Origin of the sequence: Variovorax sp. J31P207, assembly GCF_030316965.1 — a bacterium.
GTDB classification, from domain to species: Bacteria; Pseudomonadota; Gammaproteobacteria; order Burkholderiales; family Burkholderiaceae_C; genus Variovorax; species Variovorax ginsengisoli_B.
The window spans coordinates 44,877-67,122 of record NZ_JASZYN010000015.1; the positions used below are offsets into that span (position 1 = coordinate 44,877).

Sequence of the window (22,246 nt, forward strand, 5' to 3'; positions counted from 1 at the left end):
CTATGCCTGAAGGTGCACCGTGCGTTGAGCCACCACGTAGCCTGACTCGCGCACGGCCCGCTCCCAATGGGACGCGCCTAGCTCGAGGGCCAGGCTGTCCCACTGCGGACCGTTGATCAGAGCGAACTCGACCGCACGAGTGAAGTAGTCCATCGCGATCTCGGCCGGTTCGTGCAATTGGGCCGCAGCATGGGCTCCGATGAACTCGTTCCAGATCGCTGCCGCCGAATCCTCAAGTCGTAAACCGGAGCCAAACGCGCGGGGGAAGAAGAACTCCGTGAAGGCCAGCCCGGTATCTTCCGGATAGTGCGTCAGGTCATAGCTTGCCAGACAGGTGCGCGCGCAGGGCACGTCCGAGTAGGCATCGAACCGTGGCGCGCTCGATGCCAAAAGCCTCCTCGGTCTGCTTCACCGCCACGCTACCTGGCGGCAGCGTCGGCCGATACAGGCCCGATGACAAACTCCTGGCATTCCTCAAGAATCTCCAGGGCGGTCAGGACCATGTCCGGTGGACTTGGGCGACCTCCTCGTGCGGTGGCCCCGCCGGCCGAGAACTGGTGATAGACGGGTGCGGGATACAGTGGCGAAGCCAATGGGTACTGGCCTTTCGGAGTCGCTTCCCATCCTCCCCTCCGACGCTGTCGGCCGCCTGCGTCAGAAATGCCTTGATCGCTTGGTAAAGCCCCGAAGCCGACCAGGCGACCGGCCGCTCCAACTTGGCATCGAAGCGGGCCAACACAGGGACGCCCCGATTGCTCGCCGCGCCAACCCCGCGCTTGAGCCCATGACGGGCCAACTCCTGCCCCAGCTCGTCGACGAGTTCGTGTGGCACCGGCACTTGTCGGGCTCGCCCGCCCTTCCCCACCACCGCCAGCATCCAATCGGTCGCCATCGATCCGTCGATCGTGCGGTACTCGAGCTCTTCGAGATCCTCGCACTTCACACGAGAGATTTCGGCCAAGCGCAGCCCGGTCGCATACAGCCAGCGCATGCCGCGTCGAAGTCGACGGCGAGGCTCCGTATCGACATGGTCTTCCAACAGCGCGTCGATGTGGGTCCACTGGGCGAAGGTCAAGGTCCGGCTAGACCCCAGAGGCCGCTGCGACAGGTTCGGCTGCGCAACCGCCGCGAACGGGTTCCCCGTCACGTAGCCCTGGCTGATCCAGAAGGCAAACAGGCTTCTCAGGATGCCGAGCGAATGCCGAATTGCCGCCGGCGACGGCGGTCCTTCAAATGGTCGCCAGTGCGGCGACCAGCGCTGGCGATGCCGGGGCCCGCACCAGGCCGCCGGCGGGTGGCCTAGGAAAGTCTTGAACGCCGTCGCGTCCTCGACCGCTAACGACGACAGGGCCTTTTTCCTTTCGAGGACCGCCCACAGCAGCAAGCGCTCCGCCTCCTTGCGATAGGCGCGCTGCGTCGCAGACAGCTCACCATCCTGAGTCCCTTTTCCCTTTGACGCCAACCAGGCACTGATGGCCGCATGGTCGTTGCGCGCCCCGAGCAGGCACTTGTCCGCGGGGGCACGGAACTGACCGGCGGAGCCATCGAGCTCCGCTGGCACCAGGAATTTCTCGAACGGCCGGAGCGCCGTCGCCGCCGGCATCACTTGAGCCAATGAATCCAGGGTCAACGCCGAGCGCCGCTGGGCCGCGTGCGCACCGACCCGCAGACCCAGCACCGCCTCGTGGGCGTGAAGCCATTCGACGATGCGTGCCGCCTTGAGCTCGCCCACGCCTGGGACTTGAACCCACCAGCGCGCACCGGTGCCATTGATTCGCTCCACCAGATCGAACAAAGTCAACAGGCCAGCGCGCTCGAGGCGCACGGCGACCAGCGGATTCAGCCAGGCGCCTACCCGGTCACCTGGCCGTGGGTCCTGAGCGACCAGACCCTGGAGCCAGCGCAGCGCTTCCAGCTGCCGCTCGATGACGCGTCCGCGGCGCGTGGTGGCCGAGCCGCCCTGCCCTCCCCCGCTTTCGCTGCCGCTTCCGTTTCTCTTGCCGCGTGGCGGGTAGGCCTCTTCGTAGGCCTCGAGCTGCTCCGCTTCCGAAAACTCTTCCAGGCCCTGAGCCAGCGCGAACTCGGCCAGCGTTGGCTGCTTGGGTGCCGCCGTGAATCGTTGCGGGTCGAGCAGGATCAGCCGGGCGGTCCCCGGCTTTTTCTCCCGCTTGGCGGCGGCGGCAAATTCGCCCCGGATCCAAGAGACTGTTCGGCGTACGGCTCTCTGGTCCACGGGATCGCTTTCCGATCTCAGGTACCGATCCCAGCTCGCGCGCTCATCGAGCCCCTGGGCCAGGGCCCGCATGAAGGCGAAATGGCCGCTGTGGAGCTTGCGGGGCGTGGGAGACTTTTTCAACGGGCGCGCCTTCAGGTGAGCGTCGTTCGCCCGGGTGCCCACACTTTCCACCACGGCGGCGGTGGCGCCGCGGGTTCCGGCGGACGGTGTGTCAGCTGACTCGTCTGCAATCGGCGGCGCAGTTCGGCCTCGAGTGCATGGGCGATCCCGTTGGCTTCCTTATGTCCTCTGAGGGCCTGGGCGCGCCATGACGCGGCCAGGCGCTCGAGTTCTTCATCCTCGAAGTGGCCGAGTTCCGGGGTGGTGGCAAAAGTTCTCTCAGTCATCAGGACTGCCGATTAAAAGCTGGACATTGGACGGATGCGCCGGGCGATGTGGCCGCCCTCGGGGAGGAAACCCCAGGCGCGACAGGCACCCGGACGCGACGATGATAAATCTAATTATCATCAATGCGATTTTTCGATGTTCTCCACGAGGATCCGGGAGGAGATATTTCCAACTTGTTGATTTTGTTGGAGTTTTTCGATGCGGAGAAGTGTGTGGCACGCGGCGGATCGTTGGTATTTCAGGACATTGCTGGCTTCCAGAGGTCACACATCTCTCAAGTGGAGTGGGTGCACACTACGAAATGCTTGGCCCGACCATCGTGGCCTCGCAAACAAGGGTGACGTGCTCGACGTCATTCGTCTTCCCATTCCATAGAAGTTGTCTGAACCCCGTCGGTCCGCCCTGCCCTGTCCCGTGGTTGCAAGGTTGAAGGGCGACTGGAGGCGCGCACGCACCACCTCGCCGGCAACCTCGACTCGCGAGCATCATGACTTGCCAATATTGACAAAGGCGCGATGTGAGGGGGGTCACAAGCCGCAACTGCAAGTTGCCCACGCCCTCAATTGCAGCACCGCAAGCCCCCTATCCCAACGCCCGGAGCTTGCTCAGGGCCTCCGAGATCGAGGTGGATAGCACCTCAGGCGGCACGTCATTCATCGCGCTCGGCAATAGGCTGAGCGTCACCGAGCCATTCACGCCACGCTGGCACGACCCAAGCGCCTTCCCATCGCCGCGGATCGCGATCTTCTCCGACTTCGCATTCAGATCGAGACCCAGCAAGCGGGCCACCACCTCAGTCGGCGCCAGCTTCAGGCCTCGTACCTTCTCCGCCTTCTTGAGCACTCCGCGGCGATCTTTCTCGAGACCGACCTTGAGTTGCGCCGCATGCCGGTGCTGGATTTCCAGCGGGCTGCGAAAGCACTCGACCACAGCCGGGGGCAATTCCGCGACTGTCAACGCCTTAGCAACCCAAGTGTGGCTTACACCCAGCTTCTCTGAGAGCTTGCGCTCACTGGTAAAAAGTTTCTCGTCGAGCGCACGCTGGTACATCAGGCCCTGCTCGTAAACCGACAGATCGGCGCGCTCCCGATTCTCTCGATCCATCGCCGCAAACAGCTCAGCATCCCCCAACTCGTCAAGCCAGATCGCGGCCAGCACCTCGATACCGAGCATCTGACACGCGCGATGGCGTCGATGGCCGAAGACCAGCTCGTAACGGTCAGCTTGGTTCGCAACTGGCCGCACGAGAATGGGCTGGACGTTGCCACCGGCTTCCCCAATGTCAGCAATCAACCTCGCGAAATCCGCACTCTCGAAAGATGCTTCGTGGCGGTTCGCCCAGCGTGTGGGTTGAATGCTCGCCGTGTTGAGCTTTCGAGTTGGAGTCGAGCCTTCGAACTGGCGCAGGCGCTCGCGCAACGTGGACAATTCGCCTTCACGGGCCTGCATCTGACCGCGAAACGCCAGCATCTGGCCAGGTCCTGTGCGCGGCGCAGAATGCCCGATCTGGGCCGGTGGAAACCTGGTTTCCACCGGCGGGGCGGCGCCCGGAAGGACGGCCGACGGCGCGGCGGGAGGAGCACTCGGCGCCGCAGCCGGCAGAACTTCTGGAATTGACAGCCCAGCGGTCAGTGCTTCAAGACGCTTGCGGGTACTAGCCATGTCTAACCTCCGTTTGTGTGGAAACCTGGTTTCCAGAAAAAGCCCTGCGATGGGGCAAATCCCAATCCAGCCGCACGTCTCGGGCGAGCGGCAATACACGCCGAGCGGAGTGGAAACCAGGTTTCCACTCCGGGCTTGGCGGCAACTCAGTGGAAACCATGTTTCCACTGCCAGCCGCGAACCGGCGCGGCAAATCTATCCGCAGGCCAGCGCAGCAGGCTCCCCTAGCGTCCACGCCGGCTGCCGTGGAAACCCGGTTTCCATCGAGGATCTCGCGCGCGCCCATTCCGGCGGCCATACCGCGGAAGTCGCCGTTCATTTCACCGGCTCCTTATCTTGCCAAGCACTGGCGACAGATTGCTCGACAAGTTCGACGAACGAGTCGTATGCGTCCGCAGCACGCTTGTAGGTCTTGGCGGCGCCCTCGTACTTCTGCACGTCGTAAACGGTCGCGAATTCGGCCGCCTTGTTACTGGTTACGCTGGTCTTGGGAATCTCCACAGGCAGCGTGTATTCACCATAGGTTGCCTGGATCCACTGTCGCACTGCCGGTGTGGCTGGGTCGCTCGGGTCCACACGGCTCAGCAGCACGTGCAAGAAGTCGAAGTCCTTGCCCGCGCGGTCCCCGCTCTGTGCATCGAGGTTGCCACCCAGGTCGGCCAGCAACGACCAGAACTGCGCGGAGGACGCGAAGTCCAAGCCCGACGGCGGTACCGGAACGATGATGCCATTCGACGCCCACAGCGCGTTGATCGTGACGTACGAAAGAGAAGGCGGGGTGTCGATCACGATTACGTCATAGAGATCTCGTACGCTTTCCAGGCCCATATTGAGCACGTCCCAGAACTTGGCGCCCGGCTCCTGCATTTGGCGCGCAGGGAGCGCGAATTCGGCCGAGAAAAGAAACGGGGCGGCGGCGACGAGGTCCAGACCATCCCAGTAGGTCGAGCGGATCGCATAGCGAATGTCCGATTCAGAGCCATCGCAAAGCGGCGCGATCGTCATGTCTTCACTGATCTCGGCCTCGGGTAGCAGACCGTGCAGGGTCGTTAGCGACCCCTGCGGATCTGTATCGATGGCAAGCACTCGATGACCACGCAAGCTCAGCCCTTGCGCCAGCACCATCGCAGTGGTGGTCTTGGCGACGCCCCCCTTGAAATTTCCCACGGCGATGGTGAACGCCTTCTTGCCGGCCGGGCGCATCTTGTCGGCGCGATAGGTCCGGGTCCAAGCGCGCAGTTCGTTCAGTTCGAAAATCCGCTTCCCACCAGCGGGCGTGAGTCGCCCCGATGGCAAGTCCTCCTTCGTAATCCGATAGGCCACATGAGCCTTGTCAACTCCACACAGAGCCGCCAGTTGCGCGGTCGAGTAGGTGGGTGCGATCTTTCTCGTCTCTGGCGCGAGTAGCCTGCCTCGGATTTGCTCCACCATCGAGCCTGCACGTGTCGCGAGCGCCGCGATCCGAGGCATGTCGATACGCGGGCGAACCGGGGAGGGCAGGGGGGGGATAAGGGGGGCTGTGGAAACCAGGTTTCCAGCCACCGCAGGAGCGGGCAATGCCATAAAGAAGGGGCCTCATTCAACGGAATTCGGCCATTCTATGAGAAACCGTAGAATGAACAAGATTCGCATGAGCTTTCGCGTCCGATGCCGCGCGAAATGTGAGAATGGTTGGGAAACCGAGCTAGGGCCGCCTAGTCTACGGGGCCTGGGCGCGGTGTCGGAGACCTCCATCCGGCCCAATTTGCGCGCTTGTTGAGGCTAAATCGTCGTCGGAGTGGGGCATTCCCACGATCCGACTGCCCGAACCCCTTGTCCACTCACGTTAAACCCCACCCGCGCTCACATTTAGGGGCTCAGAACCCCATACGTTCTCACATCAAACCCCAACCGCACTCACATTGAAGCCCATTCGATCTCACACTACTTCACGCAAGTCCTTGTCAGCCAAGAAGAATCCGCATCGTCAACTCTTCAAATCTCCCAAGTGTTTTCTATCAATATCTCAAGAGATAAAGAACTGTGATTTGACCGATTCACAAGAAGGCGGCATCATGTGAAGTTAAATTTTTCCTTTGAGAGTAGTTATGGAAGAGGGCGAGGTAACACGGCCGCCACCTAAGCCCGCTGCGGTCCCTGAAGACCAAAGCATCGCAAAGGCGAACGAAGCCATCGCCATCCGCCCAAAGCGGGGCCGCCTGACTCTGTTGTCGCGACGCATTTACAACGCGCTGCTGTACCACTCGCAACGCCAAGGGGTCGACGAACCCGTCTATAGGTTGGCTCTCAGCGAGTTGATCGGTGACGCCCGCTTCAACTCCAACAACACCGAACTCCTGAAATCTCACCTGCGCGACATGCAGGCCACGACGATCGAATGGTCGACTAGCGGCAGCGCATTGAAGCGCTGGGTATCCTCGCAACTGTTAGGAACCGTAACCATTGAAGAGCAGGGGCGTGGACGACCTTGCATGGTTACCTGGCGCTATCCGGACGAGATCCGAGAGCGCCTCGTCAAGCCTCACCAGTACACTCGCGTCCTGCTCGAGATCAGCGGACAGATGCGCAGCTATCCAGCCGCGGTGCTCTACGAGATCGGAGCGCGCTACCTCACGTCCCCCAGTCGACTGTCGATGCGAGAGGACGTGTTGTGGTGGGCTGCCGTCCTGACCGGTCGCAGCGACATTACTGAAGTCGACTACAGGTTTCTCAAACGCGACGTCATCAGCAAGGCCCTCGCGGAGATCGAGGCGTTGTGCGAGGACTTCAGCCTCGAGCTTATCGAGCACAAGCGTGGCCGACGCATCGAAGAGATCCAGTTCAGGGTCGTTCCCAAGGTCCAACAACGTCTTGGCGCGGCCGACGATCCGAGCCGGAATGTCTTCGATCTGGAACTGGTCGGCAAACTGATCGCGCTTGGAATGAAGCAGGACGAAGCACAGGACCTCTATGCGAGTACCGATGAAGGGCAACTGCGGGGTACGCTGGAACATGTCGAGCAACGACTGCGCAACCAGTCGCTGCCTGTACTGAAGTCGCCGGCTGCGTACTTCAAAGATGCCCTGAAGAAGGGCTACGCGGGCGTCAAGGGGCCCATCCCCCCTGCCGCCTTGTCTCTCCCCCCGTCAGCGCGGCCTGCAGCCGCGTTGACGGGGGGAGAACGCATGCATCGGATCCGAGAACTATGGGAGCACGACCGTATGCAGAAGGCGAAGGCCCTTTATCTCGAAATGCCTGAACCAATGCAGTCTGAGATGCGGTCCCGGTTCGAGACCGAACGGCTGGGGGAAATCGCGGCGCCAATAGCACGCGCCTGGCGCCGCGATGGTCCTGGCAGTCGGATTGCGGCAACTACATTTCACCGATGGCTCGCAAAGATCACTTGGCCGGAGGAGCCGTCGGACAGGGGCTTACTCGATTTCGCGCTCGCGCAGGGAGTCGCGGGCATGTGAGAGAAAGAGTCGGTACGAAGACGCCGAACGAGTGGATGCTCGATCTTCGCCCCGCCATTCAAGCATGAATGAGGCCCAGAAGAACGTGTAGATGTTCGGTCGAAGCGAAGCGATGCCCGGCCTATCGCGAGCGTCTGCTACACCACTTCACGAAAAAACGCATGTGCCTTCATCACTTCCAGGCGTGCCAAGCTCTCATCAATCGCCTCTTTTTCTTGATCTAACCAAGCCCCGGCGTCTGGGTTACTCGCGCGCAATCGTGGTCGCGCAATACCGACGAGGTGGCCGCGGTCACGGGGCAAATCCACCCACATCGACTCAAGGGAAGGCTGACCCTTCTTCGCCTGCGTGTAGAAGCCGTGCCCAAGGTCTTCACGAAGAAACGACGGATCGCCCATTTTCTGATTCGATCCCGCGTGAAAATCGTTGACTCTCACTGTCATCAGCAAGCGCGCAGCGCTGCTCGTGAGGGGGTCATCATCGAAAAGAACCACTGCTTCGTACACCAGACCGGCGGCAGCGATGCTCTTCCATGCCTGACCGATTCGCTCCGCATGGAGCACCTCTTTGGGGTCGATATGAGGCAACCAATCGGACGCTACCGCGAGATACGGAGCGTCCCATTCGCCGGTGGGCATGGCGCTCCATCGCACTACCCCAGGACAATCCGCCGCAGGGATTTGACTTTGGATAGCCCAACTACGGTGCGCAATCCTCGGTGACGTTCCACCGAACTTGTTCATCTCCGTCGCGCAAAAGATGGACAGAATGACCATCAGCATGTCCAAGCGCAGCGCATCTTCGCCTGTCTTCCGCAACAACTGGGAAGGCTTGAGAGCTTCAGTGGACCCGCGGACCCGGCGAAGAAACGATAGAGGCGTCGCATTCGGCGGCGCGGGACCGTCGACAAACGCGTGCGGAAGTGCGAGGTCGAGCTCCTGTTGAACGATCTCCCATCGAGCGCGAGGAGAGATTTTTTTTGCTTCCTCGGACGCGGACCGAATGAATCCAGCCGAAGTCAGCCGTGCTATGACTTCTCGCGCCACCACCTCGCTGACTCCGGACTTCTCGTGAATCGCATTGACACCTGCACCGCTCAGCCTATACGGGGCAAAGCTTCCCAGTGCCCTGCCATCCGCATGTCGCGCCAAGACAAGAAACCCTGCGACGTCTTCATATCGGCCCAAGCGAGCCAGCGATTGGAGGGTTTTTGATGAGGTTCTGAAATATTTCATATCCTCAGTAACTGGCGGCTCTCGAGACTCTGCACAAGTGCCTCCTTGAAGATTTCTGAGCATTCAGGACATGAGAACTTTTCGATTAAGTCTTTCTTTGACGCGGAAGACTGCGGTCGTCCATCAGAATCGATGCGATTTTCATCACTCCACCTTTAATATTTATCTCAGTCGTCCAACCTTTACTTCATCCAACCTTTATGTCCTTGGATGGTTTTGAGAGCGGCGGAGACGTCGGAGAGCGTCCTCCTGCGCTGATTCTTGTCGATTCGTTGCAGAAAGCAGTATCGAAATTGCATACGCTTGTCGAGTGCTGACAAGGACTTACGTCAGTAAAGCCCGTGCAAACGTCATGCAAATCGAGATGCAAACTCATGCAGAGACCAAGCCGAACGCCGCAGCTGTGTGAGAAGACAGGGCGGCAAAATGGTAGGACTTCGAGTCATTTCCCGAAGCAAAGGCGTAGCTTCTGTAGCAAGACAGCCCCGGAGGCAGCATTACCTCGCGTGTGACAGCAGGGGAATGACGTCACAGTTCGGCACGTGAAGCCACGCGCCATGGGCATCGACGCCCCACGCGACTCGGGTCACAGACTTGTCAAAAGCTCCTGTCACACAGGCCTGCGGCGCCGATTCACAGGTCAGCCCCTGGGGGAAAGCAGTGCGCACCTCCACTCAGAATCAACTCCATACCACATAGAGAACGATGTTTTTTTAAGAGAGGCGTGTGGTCGCGTATTTTCGATGGCTCGCTTCCAGAATGCCTTGGAAAAAAGTCGAAGGCGACCCGATCTTTGGAAATTTGATTCGTATTCGCTGATAGATTGAGAGGTATGACCTCTTCCAAGACTCATCCATCTCTCGACGTTTCAGCCAGGATAGACGCCAGTTCTGCCGATGAAACGGGCAAGCACGCAGACGCCACGGCGCCCACTCCCTCCATCGACCTTGCGGGGCCATCCGATGCCAACGCAACCACGAGAAGTCTGGAACAGCTCTTCGAGGAGCTCATGGATGCCCTAACTCCGGAAAAGGAAAGGGGCGAGTGATGTCGGGAGGCGATTCGTCCTGGGTCAATCGGCAGCCAGGTCCGCGCGAGATCGAATGCGACCTGCCGTCTGGCGCACGCGTTTTTCAGAGGAACTTGCCGGCGCGCGAGTGCATTCCATCACAGTCAAGGGGCACCCGTGCCCGATGCTGCGTGAGCGTTGATTCGCAAGAAATCCACTCACTCGAACGATCAGTTCGCGGCTTCTCGGGTCGTTTGGAAATCGATATTCCGGATTCGACGGCGAGTAAAACCGCCAGAGTTTCTCTTCGACATCGGGTCGTTTGCGGTGAACAAAACTGTCGGTCGCCGGGCGTGCAAGGATACCTGTCTGACACGCAAGTGGGCGTCGTGTCGGCCCGCGTGCGGAAAGAGCGGCGCCATGGCTAGGCCGAGCATGCTGTCGTTCCGCATTTCGCCCGAGCGCGAAGCGCTGGTGCGAGCCGAAGCGGCCCGCGCGGGCGTTTCAGTGAGCGAGCTGCTTCGGCAGCGCTTGGCGGGCGAGTCGACTGTTGCAAGCGGACGTCCGTCGCCGCGCAAGCCGCCGGTCAGGCGTCGGTCCTATATGCCGGAGGACCCGGCCCTGGTTGCGGAGGTCGCCGTTGTCGGAAATCTCCTCGAGGCTCTGTGGCGCAGCCTCCAACACTGCAAGCACAGCCAGTCGACGGTCGATCTAGCTGCCGTGTTGACCGTCCTCCGGGCCATCGAGGCCGAGGCGAGCCGCGCACTCTCACCGCTGCGGTGTCGCGAGGTCGAGGAATACGGTCTGCCTTCCCCGAAGGCCAAGCCTGCGAGCCGCCAAGGTCAGCCGTTCGCAGGGCAGGGGGGGCGGCCATGCTGATCACGGTCTCACCGGTCGGCACTGGGTGCGCAGCGGATGCAGCGATCTACCTGCAAGGGGTGCGTGATTCGAAGGGGCGTCTGCGGCATGGCGTTGCGGCCAAGCGCGGCGACCCCATCCAGGTCGCCGGCGTTGCGGATGCGATCGACCAGTTCCAGCTCAGGTACGCATCCGCTGTCGTCAACTTCTTTCCGGACGAGCCGACGCCGGAGCAAGTCCAGGCGGTGCTCGATGACCTGCATGGGTGGGTGTACGCCGGCGTCCCTGAGAAATTTCAGTGCGCGTACCACGTCGAGCATCAATCCCTCTTGCCGGGTGGCCTGATCGCACGCCATGTGCACCTCCTGATGCCTCGGGTGGATCTGGCAACCGGTCGAAGTTTCAATCCGTTCCCGCCGGGTTGGACGAAGGCTGTCGGCTATCTCTGCGATGCGCACAACTATGCGAACGGGTGGGGCAGGGGACTCGACCCGCTGCGGGCGCGGTCGCGGCCGGGGCGACATGCGACTCGCCGCGCAAGTCCGGGTGCAGACCATGAACCCGAGGGCAACGTCGTCGACGCGAAGAGGGCGCTCACGGCTCGAGCAGCGTTCGAACAGGAAGTCGAGGCCCGCGCTGCGTACTACCGCACCCACTACGCCAAGCCTCGCCAGAGGCCGACCAGGTTGCGGGCGTCCGACGGGTACCACGCCGAAGAATCGGGGTTCCGCATGGCCGAACTATTGCCGGTCACAGCCGGGCAAGATCTTTTGACGTTTTTGACCATCCCATCCGAGTCACCAACGCAGCTTCGAGCTGCATCCAAAAAAAGAGGAGATGAAGCCAATGAATCAATCGAACCCACGCAAGCCGGACGCGACGGAGTGGAAAGCTCTGACGGAGCGAATGAAAAAGCAACTCGACCTGATAAGGCAGACGCGCGCCCGGTGCGACGAGGCGAAGGTGCATCATCTGGACCTCACCTCCGCGTTGCAAGACCAAGTCCGGGTTCTGGGCAATTTGTGGGCGCAGACTTTCAAGCTTCTGGTATCGGGCAACGAGCGATCGAAATGATTGCATCCGCCGATCATGACTTGGCGATGGCCTCTCGCGCGGCATTGGCGGCGAGTGCGAAGGACTTCCTGCGTCGACCCGAAACTGGCGCGTCCGGGCCCGGCGGCTCTCCTACTTTTTCACGCCCGCGCACTCGCTGAGTTGAAATTCTCCACGTTCGGACTTACCTAAATATGATGAAGCAAATTGACAAAGAAATGATCGAACCAATGCCCACTGCCGACGCCCAAGATGTCGCCAAAGAACATCATTGCGAGAGCATCGCGGCGAGTAGCTGCATGAAATCCGTTGTTCCCCCTCCATTCGAGCCGGTGCTGCAGGCTGTGGCGAGGGAACTGAGGGCCGCGATCGAAGCGCTCAAGCATGCGCCTCGCGCGGCCGCCGATGCCCTGGACGATGCCGAAGTAACGATCGGGCTCGCGTACTGGGATCGGCGCAGCGACTCCGCGGACGTCGACGAGCGGTCCATGCTGAGGTGCCTGGATGACATGTTCCTGCCGACCGAAGGTGTTGCGCGCAAGGGCGACGCCGAAGAAATCTTGATCATTCGCGCGCTCGCGCACAGCAAGCCCTATCGCGTCGCAGGGGCCACGCTCGGCGACGCATTTTGGCTGGCAGAAAGGGCCGTTCCGCCTGCCCACCGCAGGTTCAGGGAGTTCTGCGAAGTCAGCAGCTACAAGCTCTCAGGGGCATCATTCAAGTATGTGCTGGTCTGCCTTTACGAGTACGTCGGCTACGTGACGTCGAGACTGCGACTTGAGGACGCTTTCGAGCGAGACCTCCGAGAGTTGATCACACACATCTTCTTGACCGTCGTCGAGTCTGATGTGTTCACTCGGCAAGCATTTGCCGCAGCGGTGCTAAAGCTCACTGGTGAGGCAGCGCAAGAGCAAGCCAATAGGGCTAAGCGGGGGCGCTGACCGTCAGGCTTCATTCTGCCGAGGTGGCGGACTGGAGACCTGTCGTCTCGGTCCGCTCTAGCGCAACCGTCCAGGCTCCGAACTGCAGGCGATTCGCGCCACCTCTCGTTCGCCCCGTACCACCAGCTTGGCACCATGGTCATCAACCAGGTCCGGTGTGATGCCGATCATGTTGGTCTTCGCTGCCTGGACGATGCTTGCGGCGACCGCATGGCTCAATTCGCGACACGCCTCTGCGCTTGGCGTCGCTGTCATTGTCACCGCCGGGCCCCACGCGCTGCCGCCCAGGAACGTCACCACGATCAACCAGTGCATTGGGGGATGGAACCTTTCAGGTTCATAGCCGGCATCGGATGCCGTGTCGTGTCGCAACGGCGCATCTCTTGCCGAATCGTGGAAGGGGAGGGGCGCGATGCGCGTCAACCGGCCAAGCGGCACCTGGACCGCGAGCCCGGAGACGCGTCGACCGAATCGCCCGAAGCCCTCGCTTCGCCCCGACAGCTCAGGTGGACGAGCGGATCAAGCGGCACGGCTCAATCGTCTCGGCGCGACTGCGGCATTCACGCTCGGCTGGCCGCAAGCGCGACTCGGAGCCGGTCGATCGCGTCGAGGTTCACGCCCATCGGAGGCGTCTGCACCAGTCGCAGCATGTGCTCAGCCCAGAGTTCGTCGACGTCGTCGAGTGCGAGCCAATCGGCTCCGGGATCGTTGATCGCGACCCATCGTTCCATCAGCCGGCCGCGGACGCCCGAGATGCACTCGCCGTTGTGGTCTTGCTCTTCGCAGCTATCGAGGGAGTCGACTACTCGCTTGCGGAGACTCGAGGGCAATAGTTCCCGCATCGTGTCCGTCGAGAGCTTGCTACGCCAAGAGGTTGCAATGACGATCCTCACCTCGCGATGGAAGCCGTCCAGGCAGTCCGACAGAAGATCTGCACGGTCAAAGAGGCGGCCACACCACTCGGGATCGTGGACGACATTCACATCGCGAATGAATTGGACGGGCGACAGCAGGCCCGCGCCAAGGTCGGTGCAGTGTTGCTTGCGCGGACCCGCAAAGACCGAATGCAGGACGCCGTCGAAGTCCAGTCCGAGATAGATCGGCGCGTCGGTACGGGTGGACGGTTTCGGTGTTGGAGGTGCGGGAAGGTGCTGCTCGCCGCCGTGGGGGATGCGCGCGGGCTTCTGTGCCGCGCTGAATTCCGGAACGTGCTGGGACTCTTGGGTTTTCTGTTCGAACTTGCTCATGAGGCTCTCCTTTGTGGTTGGATGCTCTGCACGTCCGTGACAAGACCCATGACGTAGTCATGGGCCAACGTGGGCGCAACGGCGCGCTCACTCGGCTACGGAGTACAGGTCAAACTGCAGCGAAGGCGCTGCGTATCAAAGGAGGCCGAAATGCCTCTGGACAGAAAAAAGCAAGTGGACAGTCGATCATGACAGCAAGCCCCATTGAAGACTCAACTGCGCGCATTGAGGCGGAGTTGTGGTTCAACAGGTGAATCGATGTGAACATGAAGGATGTCTTTGAATGCGAGCCGCATCTTGCTACGCGGATTGAGTCGCAGCAAGAAAAACGTGGCGAGAATCAGACGACCAAAGAAAAAGGCGCCTCCGGTGGTGAGGGGCCCCGGCCTCGCGGTTGGCGACCGAGCTGCGGCCAGTGACCATGTGCGAGACCTGCAGCGAGTGCATTGCTGTGATCTGACGCAATGGCATCGCGCGTCAGTGATCGATCCCCCCGAACTCCACAAATCTGGAGCCGAGCATCTCAGGCACTTTGCACTCGGTGGCGAAGCTATGCCGAGAGCATCTCGATGAGATGCAAGTAAGCGAAGCCTGCGTGGCCCGACGTGAGAGGCAAGCCGATGAGGATACGCCCGGCTTCAATGGTCCTTAGACCTGCTTCGCGAAATTCTGAAGCGATTTTCCACTGTCCAGTTGAGCCTTCAGCCAACGGGGCTTCGGACCGCGGCCGGTCCACGAATTGCCAGCGCCATCGCTATAGTGCACCTTCGAAGGCGCGCGCTTGGCCTTCTTCACAGTCGCTTTGACGGCCGGCTTCGCAGCTTCCAGCTTGTCAATTGCGGAAGCCAACTTCGACTTGGTGCTTGATCCTGCCCGGAACTCGTCAATCGATCTGCCCGCAGCCAGCGCATCACGAAGCCAACGCGGACGTGGGCCACGGCCCGACCAGACATTGCCCGCGCCATCGCTGAACTGTGCCGAGGACTTCGAAGACTTCTTCCTGGTCGCTTTGCTCGACGCGGAGTCAAGGCCCAAATGAGCGGCGGTCAGCCCATAGTGAGCAATCGCGACCTTGATGCGATCAACAACGCCGTTGATCTCGCTGTCACGCAACGCGTCGGCCTGGCGCTGGAGCTGCTCGATCTGCTTCTGTATCTGCTGGTAGCTTTTTGCCATTGCTTGCTTTCGTAGTCAGGTGCGAAGTATCTCCTTCGCTGCGAGTGATTCTGCCACTCCAAGCTCGAAACAAGGTAATTTGCGCTGACTTGAGTACTTACGTAAGATGGTCATTGAGTTGATGACCTCAACAGGCATTTATGTGAATGGGTCTTGCGCCAATATGATCGAATCGCACCGATCCTTTTGCGGCCGGTCGAGAACGGACCCATTCGCCGGAATTTCACTGACCCATGGGCGGGCGTTGGAAATCATTGCGAGTACCGGGGTTGCGCAGTGACGGGATGGGTCAGCCCAGTGCCGGCATCTGGGTCAAGAATGCGCCGGCGCCAAAACGCTTGGCCTTCTTCGCCGTTGCTTTGGGCGCCGGCGTCGCAGCGTCCAGCTTGCCAATGGCGGAAGCCAGCGTTGACTTGGTGGTCGAACCGTCGCCCTCAGACCACGTCCACGGGGCCGATCACGACGTGCTGGTAGCGCTCCATGACGGCGACTTCAACCCCTAACCAGCGCGCCACTTCGCCAGGCGCCGTTCCGCGTCGCAGTTGGCGCACCGCGAAGGTGTGTCGGAGTTTGAAAGTTCCACCTTCGTTGCCATCGAGACCGGCCTGCGCGAGCAGTTGCCTGGTTGCCGCGTAGTGGGATTGTTTGCTCCAGGGCTTGCCGGTTGCCGTCGACGGGAAGAGCATGTCGCCTGGAATCCTCCGTTCCGAGCGAATTTGGAGCCAGTGCTGCAGAAGCTCGCCGGCCCAGGGCGCGATCGGCGTCTCGCGCGCCGGCGAATTTCCATTGGCCGGGATTGAAATCTTCCAGGGCCGATCGCGCGTGCGGCCGCCTCGCGAGATCGGCGAACTCAGCGTGAGCGCGCGCACCTCTGCGGGCGTCAGCCCGCCACCCAGGTGCAGCGCGACCGCCGCGCAATTGCGCAGTTCCTGCCACGTGAACGCCGCATGGGCATCGCGGCGTGCAGCGCTGGCGCCAGGGCGAGGACGCGCATTGGACAGGAACGCGATCAGGTGCCTGGCTTCGGCCACCGAAAGAACTTCCGGCAAGGGATCGCCGCTGGCTGCGTCGGCATAACGCACGTGTGGGTTCTCCGCGAGCCAGTCCGAAGCTGCCGTGTTTGGGGGAACGTCGGACTGCGCGGCCCGATGGCGAAGCACCCAGTCGATCAGACGCATCAGCCGAAGCGCGTGCCGGGGGGTGAGGGAAAGGTCAGGGCTTTTCTTGCCGAGGCGGGCCGCCTGGAAGGCCTGCAGATCTTGCACAGCCAACGACTCGAGCGTGACAGGCGGCGACTGGGTCAAGCACCAGCCCTGGAAGCCGCGCCACATTTCGCGATACACCGCGATTGATCCGGGCTGTCGCAGGGCGCCGGCATGGCGTTCGTCGGAAAGCCAATGCTCGAAGGCATTGCTCAGCCCCTGCTGGGCTGGGGCTTCTTCGAAAAGGGACAGGGTGGGCATGGTGAAAATATACTAACGGCACTCGGCTTGATGGCAAAGCGTTGGAGGCGTGTGAGAGCAGGCATGGCGCTGTGGGGGGCTTTCTCTATTCGTGAACTTCTAGTCCGTTAGTATATTATTGTTCGCGGCGGTGTATCTCCTGCCGCCTAAGCGGAGAAATTGCTCGAAGGACAGCCCCGCCGCGTTCGTCCGCGCAGCTGAGCTTCGTCGCTGATCAAGGCAGGGCGGCCTCAGCCCGCTGCACACCGGACGTAGGCCCGGAGATGTCTTCCGGCAATATGCCGTACAATCGGCATCCGCACTGGGAAACCGCCATGACATCCGCCACTACCGCCCGCCTGGAAGCCCGCATCAGCACCGACCTGCATGCCATGCTCAAGCGCGCGTCCGAACTGCAAGGGCGCACCATGACAGACTTCGTGGTCGCCGCAGTGCAGGATGCCGCACAGAACGCCATCACCCAAGCCGAGGTGATCCGCCTTTCGATGGCCGACCAGAAATGCTTTGCCCAGGCGTTGCTGTCTCCTCCGAAGGCTGCCCCTGCCATGAAGCGCGCGTTCACCCGCCATCGCAAGCTACTGCGTGACGAATGAGCAAAGCTGCGCCATTTCGCGTGGCATTGCTGGATTCTTCGCATGACCGCGCCAGCTTCGACAGCGATTCGGAGGCACTGAATCGCTATCTTCGGCAGCAGGCTACACAGGACGTTCGCCGTCGCATTACCGCCTGCTTCGTGGCGGTAGCCAGTGACGAAGATCAACGCATCGCGGGCTACTACACCTTAGCGTCTTCAAGCGTCCTTCTCGAAGACCTTCCTGCGGCCACAGGAAAGAAGCTGCCCCGCTATCCGTCTGTACCCGTCGTGCGCATGGGGAGACTGGCTGTCGCAACAAAGTGGAAAGGCGCGGGCTTAGGGGCTGCCCTGCTGGCCGATGCGCTGAGGCGGGCAGCGCGCGCAGAGATCGCCGCCTATGCCTTGGTGGTGGACGCGAAAGATGACGCTGCCGCTGCCTTCTACCGGCACCATGGATTCATGGTGATGCCAAGCACGCCCGCTACGCTGTTCCTTCCACTGTCCACGATCAAGGAACTGACGTAAGAAGCGACGGCGTCCTTTGCAAAGGAATCGTTGCGACGTACGCCATTGGGCTCTGGTGCACACATTGATTGTGTCCATCCAGACACCGCGAGGGTGGAGACGTGCGCGCAAACGTCGGAGCACCATGTGCATGGTGCGCTTGCGCAAATAGCCCAGATCCGCAACATCGCGGGAAACGGCCGAGCCGTCGGCACGCACCTGTGAGCCAAGCATTACACAGCCCTCGACCGACGAACGCTCAGTCTCGGGCATCGTTCGGGCCCACCTGGCCGCCCGAGTGGTCAGACTGCATTTCATCTGCGGCAGCGGGATCCTCCTGGCCGCGCGTCAGGCCACCGCAGATCCTGCGAAGCGCTTTTCTTCCCGATATTTTGTGCATTGGCATCGATTGGAGAAACTCCGTCCATCCCAACTACGCACAAACGTGAAGCAAATGAAGAAAAACTTCCGCGGCATTTCGGCCATTCGCTCGATTGGCTTCGCCATTTTGCTCCCTGCCACGGCGATCATCGGCGGGTGTGTCATGCCGCCGGCAACGAACGCTCAATCCACGCCCCCTCGGCCTTTTGTGACGTCGGGTCCGGTGCCCGCGCTGACGCCCGAGATTCCTCCAACACCGAAGGCAAAATCTGCTGCCCCCATGGAGTTTCAGCCGCTCGTGAAAATCATCATGAAGGGCGACGGAGAGGAGGATGCATTCATTGGCCGAGAGGTTGCGTTCAAGGCAAAGGCACCACGCAAACAGACCGGTTTCATGGATGTCGATCGCAAGAAAGGGCTTTTTGCTGAATGTCTGACCGGCACCGGCAAATACAACAGCGGGAAGTTGATCGGGAAGTACGCAGGCAACGAGGCCTACGACGATGCGCCCCCGGCACTTGTGGTGAAGTTCAAGGACTGCCGCGCGATCTGAACGTTGTGGGTAGTCTGGGGCTTGGCTCCCAGTGGGGTCGTTCAACGGAGGGGCCGTCCGCCGACTCTTCGGCTATTGCACCCGAATTTTCGCGCATGCCATTCGCCGTGCCAGGCCGGCGCCAGGGCACCGCCAGCCAACGAACCCTCAAATCTACGTCGATCAGAGGGGTCGTTCCCGAGCTTGCCGCCCGACGGCCTACGCCTTTGAACTCGTCGCGGACGATACCCCCTTCAGCCAGCACCGGTCCATGCCGTTGTCGTGCTTGAGGTGCCCAATGGCAGGCTCCACGGCTTGCTTGGCCAGCATCGCCAGCGGGTGGCGCAGATCGATCATCTGGGCCAGAGGATGTCGGCATGGAAATGGCGGTATCGAGTCGGCGCAATGTGGGGCCCACTTGCCTCACACGAATCCGATACGTTTCTTGGCCTGCGCCACAGGCATGGCAAAGTCTTGCGCGAAGACCGCTTGCCGCCCCGCTCGGATGGCCTTGCCGATTGCCATCGCGCAACGGGTCTTGAATTCCCGGGGACCGAGTCCCAGGAATTGCGCGTCCAAACCACGGGGTAGCCTTGAACTGAAACTCGGCAGTCCCGAACTCTCGACGAAGGCTTCGAAGATCCTTCGATTCAGGACCCGCAATTCGTGGGCGTCTGGCATCTGGATCCGAAACACCAGGAGGCGGCTCAGGATCGGTCCGGGGATGGCAGAGGCGTCGTTGGCCGTCAGCAGCCAGCGAATGTGCGAGGCGTCCATGCGTAGGCCCGGCAGTGCCTCATCTTCATACTGCGTCGCGGACTCGATCTCGAGAAGCGAATACAAGGGCGCAAGCGGGTCGTACCGATGATCCCCGGCGACCTTGTCGATCTCGTCGAGGAAGAAGCAGGGATTGGCCACGGCTGCCGTGCCTCCCCGGCCGAAGGCCAAGGTCTTGAAGACTTCGCCGGGCGACGAGTTGCCCCAGTACGGCGCCAAACCGCTCAAGACACAGGACGTGGTCGCAGTGGACATGTCCTGTTTGACAAGGGGCACCCCGAGCATGTTCGCGACGGTCTGGGCAAAGTAGCTTTTGCCGCAGCCGGGTGGGCCCACGAGCAGAACAGGCGGCGGACGCACGTAGCCGCCTTGGCTCGCGATGGCGAGGGAAGGCGCGATGGCTTCTTCGATCACTTGTCGAAAGTTAGGGAACCGCTGAAGCAGGTCCGCGACCTTGACTTCCCAATGATCGGGGGGATCGGCAAGCGGGCGCTTTCCGCCTGTGGACCGCAAGTGTCGCAGGGTCGCCTTCAGCCGCGTCGAATGGTCGTCCCCAGAGGTCGTTGCGCCCGCGCTGGCGGCGAGACCGTCGAGGTCCTTCTGTCGAAAGACGGTGATCTGGCGGCGGTGCTGTTCGCCGTCCAGAACGGAGACATCGAAGAGGTCCTGCATCTGAGATGCGGGCTTGGTCGGGGGAGGGGGTCGGATCGTGTCTGGATCCAGTGGGTCGCCGGTCAGTCGCCCGTCGGTTTCAGAATCCGCCCGTTGCGATCTATTCCAGACGTGGGTGAGGTGTGTTGCATCCATCGCGTTTTCCAAAGCACACGCCGGCGGCGCGCGAGGGGCGCACCAATACGAACCGGGAGAGCTTGATAAACGGCGGATGCCGTGCGGCGACAAGTCCAAGGACGTCGCGAAGAAAGTGAAAGCGAGATGTTATCTCGACGATCGAGAATCGCAAAGTTTCACGCGAAATTTGTTGCGGCAGGCTCGTGCGTCTCTTCGCGAAGGCCAATCACGCGATGCCACCGACTCGCGCGACAGGTCGATGGCTACGAAGTCGCGAAGAGCCTGACTGTCGCACAGCGCATCCTCACTCCGTCGGCAGGCGCGGGGTAGCTTCGTTGCCGCAACTTTCTGCCAGCCAAGATCGCGACCAGATCAACTTGACCGCGGGTCGAGCGCCAGGCCGGATACACGCACCTTCATATTTTGACAAAGGGAAATTGGTCCAATGCCGCCCGCCGCTCAAGCCGGATCGCAGCAGTCAGGTCACGGCCTGGCGCGAGCCGGATGCGAGGTTCTTCAGTCTTCGCTCAGCGCAATGGTGCACCAAAAGGCGAATGGGCCGCAGAGCGCCCCATTCGTGTGGTTTCTTCGGCCGAAGAAGGCCAATGGCGTGATCAGCTCGAGACTGCGGCAGTCTCCGCCGTGGCGGAGGTCACCACAGGCGCCGTCGCGTTCGTGGACGTGCGCGGGCTGCGGGTCTTGGCAGCAGCTTGTGGCTTGGTCGCCTTCGAGGCACCCTTTGCAGCCTTGGGGGCGGCCGCCGCCTTCTTTGATGGCGCGGCCTTTTTCGAAGGAGCGCTCTTCCTGGTTGCAGCCTTCTTCACGGCCGGCTTTTCGGCCTTCGTTTCGGCAACTGCGACGGAAGCGGCAGCACCCTTCTTGGCGCGCCTCGATGTCTTCACTGCTATGCGGGCCTCACGGGGCTTTTTCTGCCACTGCAGCGACAGGCGCCACGGCCTTTTCGGCCGAAGGTGCTCCAACGAGGCCAGATTGGTCGATGAGAAACTTGTCACGGTTGCGAGCCGTGGCAATCCATCCGGGAGCCTTGCCAAAGCCCGTCCAGGTCTTGCCCGATTTGGGGTGGCGATACTTGGGGACACCTGCGCCCTTGCGCACTGCCTTGCTACCGCCGAGGGCCTTGCTGGAGGCTGGCTTCGATGCCTTGGCGCCACGGCCAAAGAGCTGCTCGACCGTCAGGCCAAACGTGGCAATCGACTCCTTGATTTGCGCAACTACCTTTGTCGTCTCTGCTTCACGGAGCACAGCCGCTTCTTTTTCGAGTTTGGCGATGGCGGATTTGAGTTGCACGTAGGACTTCGTCATTGAGTCTTGAACCTTTGAAGTTGAGGGAGTTTATCGCTTGGCATCATGAAAGTTGGCGACAAAGTCGTCTGAAGATGAATCGATCAGAAAGCATCTTCTCATTCGCTGGCCTGGAGTTTATCCACCTGCCGATCTACTTTGACCGCGCGGCGCAAGCCGCGTTTCTTTGGATGCTCCGCGTCGCGCTCAATCCCAAGGGACATACTTTTCATCGGCACATTGGCATGATCGCGAACTGAGGTTGTTGCGCCATTGGGTTGCCGTCGGAGCAACATCGAGAGGCCCTGCGGGCGTCAAGGAGAGCCAGGTGAAACCTCTATCTGATCAAGGACTCAGTCTGAATCTCTGCGATGCGCAAGTGCCAGCAAGAGAACGCCCTGCCGACTACCAGCGGCGCCACCATTGCCGAATTGGCGGTGGCTCGAACTCGAGTGGCATCGCTAGGGTCGTCGTCGCGCCAAGGCGGCGCGCCAACTCGACCTCCATCCGCTGCGCTACGTCGCAGGCGCCAGGCTCCCCTTGGCATGCTCGAGCGCGCCACGCGAGAGCCATGGCTGCCAGTTCATCGTTGTCCAGGGAGTGCATCGGAAAATTCTCACGCATCGGCGTAGCCACATCAATACGCCATTTGTATGCGTTGACGGCAC

21 protein-coding genes are annotated in these 22,246 nt (G+C 61.3%); 9 read left to right on the forward strand and 12 right to left on the reverse strand.

Annotated elements, in window-relative coordinates:
- From QTI68_RS33285 to QTI68_RS33300, 4 genes are all read right to left on the reverse strand, one after another.
- Complete coding sequence (locus tag QTI68_RS33285) at window positions 1-390, reverse strand: hypothetical protein (RefSeq protein WP_286527929.1); 390 nt, start codon at window positions 388-390, stop codon at window positions 1-3.
- Between the two features lie 103 nt (window positions 391-493).
- A complete protein-coding gene (locus tag QTI68_RS33290; RefSeq protein WP_286527931.1) occupies window positions 494-2,356 on the reverse strand; it encodes a site-specific integrase in 1,863 nt (620 codons plus the stop codon).
- Window positions 2,357-3,205: 849 nt separating this feature from the next.
- Window positions 3,206-4,285, reverse strand: coding sequence for a ParB/RepB/Spo0J family partition protein (locus QTI68_RS33295; protein ID WP_286527933.1), 1,080 nt, complete (start codon window positions 4,283-4,285; stop codon window positions 3,206-3,208).
- A 315-nt stretch (window positions 4,286-4,600) separates the two neighbouring features.
- Window positions 4,601-5,755 carry an AAA family ATPase gene (locus QTI68_RS33300; protein WP_286527934.1) on the reverse strand — a complete coding sequence of 385 codons (1,155 nt, stop codon included), beginning with the start codon at window positions 5,753-5,755 and terminating at the stop codon, window positions 4,601-4,603.
- Between the two features lie 617 nt (window positions 5,756-6,372).
- On the opposite strand from QTI68_RS33300, the gene QTI68_RS33305 reads away from it, so the two are divergent.
- Complete coding sequence (locus QTI68_RS33305) at window positions 6,373-7,737, forward strand: replication initiation protein (RefSeq protein ID WP_286527936.1); 1,365 nt, start codon at window positions 6,373-6,375, stop codon at window positions 7,735-7,737.
- A gap of 137 nt (window positions 7,738-7,874) precedes the next feature.
- On the opposite strand, the gene QTI68_RS33310 is transcribed toward QTI68_RS33305, so the two are convergent.
- Window positions 7,875-8,375 carry a hypothetical protein gene (locus QTI68_RS33310; RefSeq protein ID WP_286527938.1) on the reverse strand — a complete coding sequence of 167 codons (501 nt, stop codon included), beginning with the start codon at window positions 8,373-8,375 and terminating at the stop codon, window positions 7,875-7,877.
- 1,429 nt (window positions 8,376-9,804) lie between these two features.
- Here QTI68_RS33310 and QTI68_RS33315 point away from each other — a divergent pair.
- On the forward strand, window positions 9,805-10,020 hold the full coding sequence (locus tag QTI68_RS33315; protein WP_286527940.1) for a hypothetical protein: 216 nt from the start codon (window positions 9,805-9,807) through the stop codon (window positions 10,018-10,020).
- 396 nt (window positions 10,021-10,416) lie between these two features.
- Window positions 10,417-10,860, forward strand: a complete 444-nt coding sequence (locus QTI68_RS33320; protein ID WP_286527942.1) for a hypothetical protein — start codon at window positions 10,417-10,419, stop codon at window positions 10,858-10,860.
- Window positions 10,861-10,868: 8 nt separating this feature from the next.
- On the opposite strand, the gene QTI68_RS33325 is transcribed toward QTI68_RS33320, so the two are convergent.
- Window positions 10,869-11,195, reverse strand: coding sequence for a hypothetical protein (locus QTI68_RS33325; protein ID WP_286527943.1), 327 nt, complete (start codon window positions 11,193-11,195; stop codon window positions 10,869-10,871).
- Between the two features lie 490 nt (window positions 11,196-11,685).
- Between QTI68_RS33325 and QTI68_RS33330 the strand changes: the two genes are divergently transcribed.
- On the forward strand, window positions 11,686-11,913 hold the full coding sequence (locus tag QTI68_RS33330; RefSeq protein WP_286527946.1) for a hypothetical protein: 228 nt from the start codon (window positions 11,686-11,688) through the stop codon (window positions 11,911-11,913).
- A 173-nt stretch (window positions 11,914-12,086) separates the two neighbouring features.
- Entirely contained in the window at window positions 12,087-12,833 is a 747-nt protein-coding gene (locus QTI68_RS33335) for a hypothetical protein (protein WP_286527949.1), read from the forward strand.
- Between the two features lie 57 nt (window positions 12,834-12,890).
- Here the strand turns inward: QTI68_RS33335 and QTI68_RS33340 are convergent, their stop codons facing one another.
- From QTI68_RS33340 to QTI68_RS33355, 4 genes are all read right to left on the reverse strand, one after another.
- Window positions 12,891-13,148 (reverse strand): hypothetical protein, encoded by a 258-nt coding sequence (locus QTI68_RS33340; RefSeq protein WP_286527950.1) that lies wholly within the window; start codon window positions 13,146-13,148, stop codon window positions 12,891-12,893.
- 245 nt (window positions 13,149-13,393) lie between these two features.
- Complete coding sequence (locus QTI68_RS33345; protein ID WP_286527951.1) at window positions 13,394-14,080, reverse strand: HAD domain-containing protein; 687 nt, start codon at window positions 14,078-14,080, stop codon at window positions 13,394-13,396.
- 648 nt (window positions 14,081-14,728) lie between these two features.
- Window positions 14,729-15,256, reverse strand: a complete 528-nt coding sequence (locus QTI68_RS33350) for an H-NS family nucleoid-associated regulatory protein (protein ID WP_286527952.1) — start codon at window positions 15,254-15,256, stop codon at window positions 14,729-14,731.
- A gap of 434 nt (window positions 15,257-15,690) precedes the next feature.
- Entirely contained in the window at window positions 15,691-16,719 is a 1,029-nt protein-coding gene (locus QTI68_RS33355; RefSeq protein ID WP_286527954.1) for a tyrosine-type recombinase/integrase, read from the reverse strand.
- Window positions 16,720-17,033: 314 nt separating this feature from the next.
- On the opposite strand from QTI68_RS33355, the gene QTI68_RS33360 reads away from it, so the two are divergent.
- The 3 genes from QTI68_RS33360 to QTI68_RS33370 all read left to right on the forward strand — a co-directional run bounded on the left by QTI68_RS33360 (window position 17,034) and on the right by QTI68_RS33370 (window position 18,731).
- Window positions 17,034-17,312, forward strand: coding sequence for a type II toxin-antitoxin system TacA family antitoxin (locus QTI68_RS33360; RefSeq protein ID WP_286527956.1), 279 nt, complete (start codon window positions 17,034-17,036; stop codon window positions 17,310-17,312).
- Window positions 17,309-17,818, forward strand: a complete 510-nt coding sequence (locus QTI68_RS33365) for a GNAT family N-acetyltransferase (RefSeq protein ID WP_286527958.1) — start codon at window positions 17,309-17,311, stop codon at window positions 17,816-17,818. Before QTI68_RS33360 ends, QTI68_RS33365 begins: the two co-directional genes overlap by 4 nt.
- 433 nt (window positions 17,819-18,251) lie before the next feature.
- Window positions 18,252-18,731: a hypothetical protein gene (locus tag QTI68_RS33370; protein WP_286527960.1), complete on the forward strand. Its 480-nt coding sequence runs from the start codon at window positions 18,252-18,254 to the stop codon at window positions 18,729-18,731.
- A gap of 402 nt (window positions 18,732-19,133) precedes the next feature.
- Here QTI68_RS33370 and QTI68_RS33375 read toward each other — a convergent pair whose 3' ends face one another.
- Both QTI68_RS33375 and QTI68_RS33380 read right to left on the reverse strand, forming a co-directional pair.
- The gene (locus QTI68_RS33375; protein WP_286527962.1) at window positions 19,134-20,159 is read right to left on the reverse strand and encodes an AAA family ATPase; all 1,026 of its coding nucleotides are present in this window, start codon (window positions 20,157-20,159) and stop codon (window positions 19,134-19,136) included.
- A gap of 1,032 nt (window positions 20,160-21,191) precedes the next feature.
- Window positions 21,192-21,599 (reverse strand): H-NS histone family protein, encoded by a 408-nt coding sequence (locus QTI68_RS33380; protein ID WP_286527964.1) that lies wholly within the window; start codon window positions 21,597-21,599, stop codon window positions 21,192-21,194.
- On the opposite strand from QTI68_RS33380, the gene QTI68_RS33385 reads away from it, so the two are divergent.
- Window positions 21,599-21,838 carry a hypothetical protein gene (locus tag QTI68_RS33385; RefSeq protein WP_286527966.1) on the forward strand — a complete coding sequence of 80 codons (240 nt, stop codon included), beginning with the start codon at window positions 21,599-21,601 and terminating at the stop codon, window positions 21,836-21,838. The genes QTI68_RS33380 and QTI68_RS33385 overlap by 1 nt on opposite strands.
- Window positions 21,839-22,246: the final 408 nt, after the last annotated feature.